This is a genomic window from Bilophila sp. 4_1_30, assembly GCF_000224655.1.
Taxonomy (GTDB): Bacteria; Desulfobacterota; Desulfovibrionia; order Desulfovibrionales; family Desulfovibrionaceae; genus Bilophila; species Bilophila wadsworthia.
Map to the genome: position 1 here is coordinate 834,576 of NZ_JH114233.1, position 5,645 is coordinate 840,220.

General features: G+C 64.5%; 7 protein-coding genes. 2 read left to right on the forward strand and 5 right to left on the reverse strand.

All coding sequences use genetic code 11. The features are described 5' to 3' along the window. The 4 genes from HMPREF0178_RS15505 to HMPREF0178_RS15520 all read right to left on the reverse strand — a co-directional run. On the reverse strand, nt 1–388 hold a 388-nt coding region (locus HMPREF0178_RS15505; RefSeq protein ID WP_009380695.1), incomplete at its 3' end, for a biotin/lipoyl-binding protein. Continuing rightward, nucleotides 379–990 carry a TetR/AcrR family transcriptional regulator gene (locus tag HMPREF0178_RS15510; protein WP_005027572.1) on the reverse strand — a complete coding sequence of 204 codons (612 nt, stop codon included), beginning with the start codon at nt 988–990 and terminating at the stop codon, nt 379–381. The genes HMPREF0178_RS15505 and HMPREF0178_RS15510, both read right to left, overlap by 10 nt. Nucleotides 991–1,507: 517 nt before the next feature. Beyond that, nucleotides 1,508–2,047 (reverse strand): HPP family protein, encoded by a 540-nt coding sequence (locus HMPREF0178_RS15515; protein WP_005027578.1) that lies wholly within the window; start codon nt 2,045–2,047, stop codon nt 1,508–1,510. Continuing rightward, nucleotides 2,044–2,649, reverse strand: a complete 606-nt coding sequence (locus HMPREF0178_RS15520; RefSeq protein WP_009380696.1) for an HPP family protein — start codon at nt 2,647–2,649, stop codon at nt 2,044–2,046. Before HMPREF0178_RS15520 ends, HMPREF0178_RS15515 begins: the two co-directional genes overlap by 4 nt. 166 nt (nt 2,650–2,815) lie before the next feature. Here HMPREF0178_RS15520 and HMPREF0178_RS15525 point away from each other — a divergent pair, with 166 nt between their 5' ends. Together HMPREF0178_RS15525 and HMPREF0178_RS15530 are read left to right on the forward strand one after the other, a co-directional pair. Further along, nucleotides 2,816–3,082, forward strand: coding sequence for a DksA/TraR family C4-type zinc finger protein (locus tag HMPREF0178_RS15525; protein WP_009380697.1), 267 nt, complete (start codon nt 2,816–2,818; stop codon nt 3,080–3,082). Nucleotides 3,083–3,448: 366 nt separating this feature from the next. Beyond that, on the forward strand, nt 3,449–4,759 hold the full coding sequence (locus HMPREF0178_RS15530) for a Na+/H+ antiporter NhaC family protein (protein ID WP_232281294.1): 1,311 nt from the start codon (nt 3,449–3,451) through the stop codon (nt 4,757–4,759). A gap of 425 nt (nt 4,760–5,184) precedes the next feature. On the opposite strand, the gene HMPREF0178_RS15535 is transcribed toward HMPREF0178_RS15530, so the two are convergent. Further along, nucleotides 5,185–5,571 (reverse strand): hypothetical protein, encoded by a 387-nt coding sequence (locus HMPREF0178_RS15535; protein WP_009380700.1) that lies wholly within the window; start codon nt 5,569–5,571, stop codon nt 5,185–5,187. Between the last annotated feature and the right edge of the window lie 74 nt (nt 5,572–5,645).

Sequence of the window (5,645 nt, forward strand, 5' to 3'; positions counted from 1 at the left end):
CCGCCCGCTCCAGCATGGCCTGCGCCTGATCCAGATGGGCCTGCGCCGCCATGATCTCCTGCCGCCGGAACCCGGCCTTGGCGTCCTCCCAGCGGGCCTTGGCAAGCTCAAGCGCGGCCTCGGCCTTGGCTTTGCGGGCCATGACGCTGCGGCTGTCGATGCGCACGAGCCCCTGCCCCTTGTGCACCGTGTCGCCCTCGTTCACCATGACCTGCACCACCCGGTCGGACAGGCGGGAAGCCACGCCGACGAGCGTCCCCTCGATGCGGGAGTCGTTGGTGATCAGGACGCAGTGGGTGCGGTACCACAGCCAGATGCCTCCGATGATCCCCGCGCACAAAACCACGCCGAACGCATACAGCACGGGCTTTCTGACGCTTACCGCCATGCTTCGCCTTCCTTCGGGGCAACGCCGCCGATGAATACGGACACCGCGTTTTCGATGTATTCATCCCGGACCAGCCCCGGGCGCTTGCGCCCGATCACCAGCGTCATGACGAAGCCGAAAATGAGGTTCCAGAACAGCGAGGAAACATACAGGCTGTCCAGCTGCCGGATGTGCCCGCGCCGGATCATCTCCTCGAAATACGCCCGCAGGCGCTCACGGAACGAGGTGACGTCGCTGACCAGCTCCGTGCTGTGCTCGTCGATCTGCCCGATGGCGCTGAAATAAATCCGCCAGATGCCGATCCGCTGCTCGGCGATGTCCATGTAGCGGCGCATGAAATGGCGCAGGTCGTGCTCAAGCTCCCAGCGGACATGCGTGGTGAAGACGTCCTCGATCATTTCCGCATACGGCGCCCGGCGCATGGCCGCCATCAGCATGGCGTACTTGGAAGGGAAATGCCGGAACACGGTCATCTCGCTGAGGCCGACGGCCTTGGCGATTTCCCGTACCGACACGGGGTTGTAGCCTTTCGTATTCATGAGCCCGATGGCCGCATCAAGGATGCGGTCCGCCGTGGAAGTGGTACCCGGTTTCGCCGTCATGCCGTCCATCCTGAAAGAAAAACGTTTTGCCCTCTCCGCCCCGGCGGGGAGCCGCGCGGGGGATCCTGACATTGCAAGCTGGCGGAGGGCCCCCCGCGAACCCGGCGGGCGGGCAGGGAATCCCCGCAGCGCGTGAGTTAGTATAACTAACATTCCGGACTGTCAAGCGGCCCCGCGCCCGTGTATGGCTCTGCGCCAAGAAAGGGCCAGCCGGGGCCTCTTCGCCCTGCGCACGCCGCCTTTCCCCGATATGTTTCATCAGAGGAATTGTGAAAACGCCCCTTATCCCGCGTACGCCGCCTTTCCTCCATACGGCGCAGGGATGCGCCCAACGCACGGAACCCCGCCCCCATAGAGGAAAAAGCACGGAAAAAGGGGCGCTCCATACGAAACGCCCCTCAAGAGTACGGCCTTCCGGCCTTCATGATAACGGGAACGCCGCCTTCCCGCCTTTGCCGCTTCCGGGCTTCCCGGCCCCTTCCGCGCCGTTTTCCCTGCTTCCGGAGGACCCTCCCCACTACCACCAGAATTGCGGGTAGCGCTGCGCCTTGGGGATGTTGTTCACGATAAGGGCGATGGCGAGCATGATCAGCGCCCCGAGCAGGCACGGCACGAAGGCGTACAGATAGCCGAGCTGGTGGATGCCCTCCCCGCCCGTGACCGCGATGAGCGCCGTGGCGCCTCCCGGAGGGTGCAGGGTTTTGGTGACGTGCATGAGCGCGATGGCGGTGGCGACGGCGAGGCATGAGGCCAGCCAGGGCGTGCCGGGGAACAGGAAGTAACACGAGACGCCCACGAGCGCGGACAGGAAATGCCCGCCCACCAGGTTGCGCGGCTGTGCCAGCGGGCTGCGTATGGCTCCGAAGGCCAGCACCGCCGACGCCCCGAACGAGCCGATCAGCAGCGGGAAGCCCGAGTTGCCCGTGGCGTAGCGTTCCAGCAGCGCGATGCAGGCGATGGCCAGACAGCTCCCAACCCACGCGGAGAAGATTTCCCCGGCCTTGGCGCGGGGCGGGGACTGCTCGCCGCCCGCCATTTTCAGCAAAAGTTCTCTCACTGCATCACTCCAAAGGCATTGATGATATCGGTGCGCGACACGATCCCCACAGGCCGCATCCCGGCATCGACGACGGGGATCCGGTTGATCCGGCGCGTCCGCAAGAGTTCCAGCATGTCGCCCAGATGGGCGCCCTCCCCGACCGAGACGCACTCCAGCGTCATGATCGAGCCGACGGGGGCTTCAAGGTCCGCGCCGCTGACGCACCCCTGCCGCATCAGCGTGTGCATCAGGTGCATGACCGTCACCGTCTCCCCGCCGCCGACGAACCGGACGACGTCGCTTTCCGAGACGACCCCGGAAAGGCGCCCTTCCGCGCCCACGACGGGCGCGCCGGAAATGCGGTGATCGTCGAGGAAGATGACCAGATCCCGCACGGACTGCTCCTCGGCGACGCACAGCACCGGGACATGCATGATGTCCCCCGCCGTAATGGACGAGAGCAGCCTCCCCCGGGCTATCTTGTAGGCATGGGCGTAGATTTCTTGGAAATCGCGCGGGGTGACGTCCAGATACGCGCCGATTTCCTCCATCCCCTTGTAGATGTCCTCCCGGCCGAGCGGGAGGGGATCGCGTGAAGCCAGACTGATGTTCCTGTTCATGGGCACGCTCCTGTTGCAAGCATGAAGGCACGGTACCCCCATCCCCCCCGGCGTGATGTGACCGGGGTCACACCGGGGAAAAAGAGGCGCGCCGGATGGACGAAGCCCCCGCCGAGGCCTATAGTAAGAGGAAAACATCCCGCGAAAATGCGGAAAGGAGGCGGACATGGCGAGCGGCTGGGCTGGCGACGGAGCGGTACAGGATCAGATTCAGGATTCGATCAACGACGAAGTGGCGCGGGCGCGGCGCAACCTGCCCAAAGGCGAGAGCCTGCATTTCTGCGAGGAGTGCGGCGAGCCGATCCCCGACGCGCGGCGCAAGGCCCTCCCCGGCGTGCGGCTGTGCGTGGCCTGTCAGGAGGAAGCCGACAAGGATCAGCGCGCCGTCAGCCTCTACAACCGCCGCGGCAGCAAGGACAGCCAGTTGCGTTAAAGAGTGGGGATGGGAAGATTGGCGAGAGTTTTGGGGAGGGAGGAGGAACCCTTCTGGAGAAGGGCTTCCTCCTCCCCCTCCCCCAAAACCCCCACCCCTCCACCTCCCAAGACTTTTGTATGATGGGGAGGCGGCGCGGAGGGAGTCCCCGCCGGATGACGGAATGGGAGAGGCGCGGCGTGGAAGGCGGTTGTCCGGCGCGCTTCAGGCAGAGCCCTCATCATACACCCATCATAAGCGGCGGAGCGGCCCTGTGTGCGGGAAGAGCCGTCAGCCTTCGCCGTCCGCCGTCCGGCCGGGATTGACAAGCGCGGCATGGCGTGGAATCACGTCCTTCTCATCCATACGGATGCCAAGGAACCTGATGTGAAAGCCATTGTCCTCAGCGTCTTTCTGGGCGGCCTCGCCGTGTGCGTCCTCACCGGGGCCAGCGTCTTGTGGGCGCTCCTGCTCGGGCTCGCCTGTTTCGCCGGGTACGCCCTGCGGCAGGGGCACGCGCCGCGCGACGTTGCCCTCATGTTGTGGTCCGGCGTCCGCAGCGTGCGGAATATCCTGATTATCTTCGGGCTCATCGGTATGCTCACCGCCGTCTGGCGGGCCAGCGGCACCCTCCCCTTCATCATCCATCATACGCTGCAATGGGTCGATCCCGCCTACTTCATCCTGTGGGTCTTCCTCCTGTGCTGCCTGCTGAGCCTCCTGCTCGGCACGGCGTTCGGCTCGGTCAGCACCCTCGGCGTCATTTTTATGATGCTGGCCCGTTCCGCTGGGCTGGACGAGCTTGCCACCGCCGGGGCTATCATGAGCGGCATTTACGTCGGGGACAGATGCTCACCCGTGTCATCCAGCGCGGCGCTCGTCTGTGCGCTCACGAATACCAATATATACGCGAATATGCGCCGCATGTGGACAACCTCGGCGCTCCCCTTCGCCCTGACCTGCGCGGGCTATCTGGCGCTGTCCCTCTCCGGCCCGGCGCGGCTCGCGGCACCTGACGCCGCCGGACAGCTGGACCGTTTTTTCATTCTCAGCGGCTGGACGCTCTTGCCCGCCGCCTGTATCGTCGTCCTGAGCCTGTTCCGCGCCGACGTGAAACAGGCCATGCTCTGGAGCATCCTCGCGGGGGGCGCCGTCTGCCTGACCGTACAGGGCATGGAGCCCGGGGAACTGTTCGCCTGCCTCGCCTTCGGCTACACCCCCGCGCCCGGAGCGGAAATACTCGCCGGAGGCGGCATCCGGTCCATGCTTCAGGTGGCGGGCATCGTCCTGCTGTCGTCGTCCTATTCGGGCATTTTCGACGCGACCGACCTCCTGAGCGGTTTCGGCGGCCTCATACGGCGTCTGGCGGAGCGCATCGGGACGTTCCGGGCCATGACGCTGGCAAGCGTCCCCGTGTCCGGCATAAGCTGCAACCAGACGCTCGCCACCATCCTGACCGCGCAGTTGTGCCGCCCCTGTTACGCCCGCAGGCAGGACATGGCGATCCCCCTCGAAAACAGCGCCATCCTCATAGCCGCGCTGATCCCGTGGAGCATCGCCGGCAGCCTCCCCTGCGCCACGCTCGGCGTGACGATGGCCTGCCTCCCGTATGCGTTGTATTTGTACCTTGTCCCGCTGGCGAACGCGCTGCGCAAAGACCCCGGCCCCGACGGGCCCGAACCCGCCACCTCCATCTGACGGTTCCGCCTGACGGCTCCGGTTGGTCGCTCCGTTTGGAGATCCCGTTTGGTGGTTCCGCCTCCCCCAGCCGGAGCGGGCTTCCGGTGCCAGCCGCCCGAGTCCGGGTTGCCCGGCCCCGGTTTTCCAATGCGGAAAGCCTTCACCCATACCCCGGAGAAAAAGCAATGGAAGGATTGATCGGCCCTCTCATCTCCTTTATCGGCGCGGTGCTCATCGGCATCGTCGTCGGCAAGTACATCGCCTCAAAACGGAAGTAACCGGAAACGCGCCTTTTTCCGTACCCTCGAAAAGCCTTTGGCGCAAAAGCCCTCGGCGCACGGGAAGCGGCACGCGGTTGGAAAATGGAAAAAAACAGCCCCCGGCAATCCCGCTGCCGAGGGCTGTTTTGTGTTGGAACGCAATCTGTGCGGTTGTCCGGAAGGTTACGCGCCGACAAGCTCAACCGTGCTGTACGTGTCCTGCATCTTGAAAAGTATCTTGCCGATGCGTTGCAGTTCCCTTCCCAGAATATGGATGATCACGCCGTCCACTTTGGCCTCGGCGTCCATCAGCTCCATGAGCGAGGCGAACGCATCCACGGACGCCGAAACGTTGGAAAGGATTTCTTTCATATCCTCAGCCTGTTGCACTTCAAGCAATTCCCGCTCGCAGCGTATCGCCAAGGCGGGGAAGCTGTAACGGCGGATTTCACCCTTGGGATGCGGAAACAGGTCTGATGCGGGGGAAGGCGGAGGAGCCGCGCGCAACGGGCGGCGGGGAACGGAACGGCGGCGGCAGGGATGGGAAAAGGCCTTGGATCTTGGGCTCATAAAACACCTCTCTGGTTTTGATGCACTTCGCCATAGGCAACGCATCAAGACCCCACTCTTTCGGGGTGGGTGAA

What these genes read in the sequence shown, in the direction of transcription:
- HMPREF0178_RS15510 (WP_005027572.1), bottom strand. Translation starts at nt 990, where the DNA reads ATGACGGCGAAACCGGGTACCACTTCCACGGCGGACCGCATCCTTGAT.
- HMPREF0178_RS15520 (WP_009380696.1), bottom strand. Translation starts at nt 2,649, where the DNA reads ATGAACAGGAACATCAGTCTGGCTTCACGCGATCCCCTCCCGCTCGGC.
- HMPREF0178_RS15525 (WP_009380697.1), top strand. Translation starts at nt 2,816, where the DNA reads ATGGCGAGCGGCTGGGCTGGCGACGGAGCGGTACAGGATCAGATTCAG.
- HMPREF0178_RS15535 (WP_009380700.1), bottom strand. Translation starts at nt 5,571, where the DNA reads ATGAGCCCAAGATCCAAGGCCTTTTCCCATCCCTGCCGCCGCCGTTCC.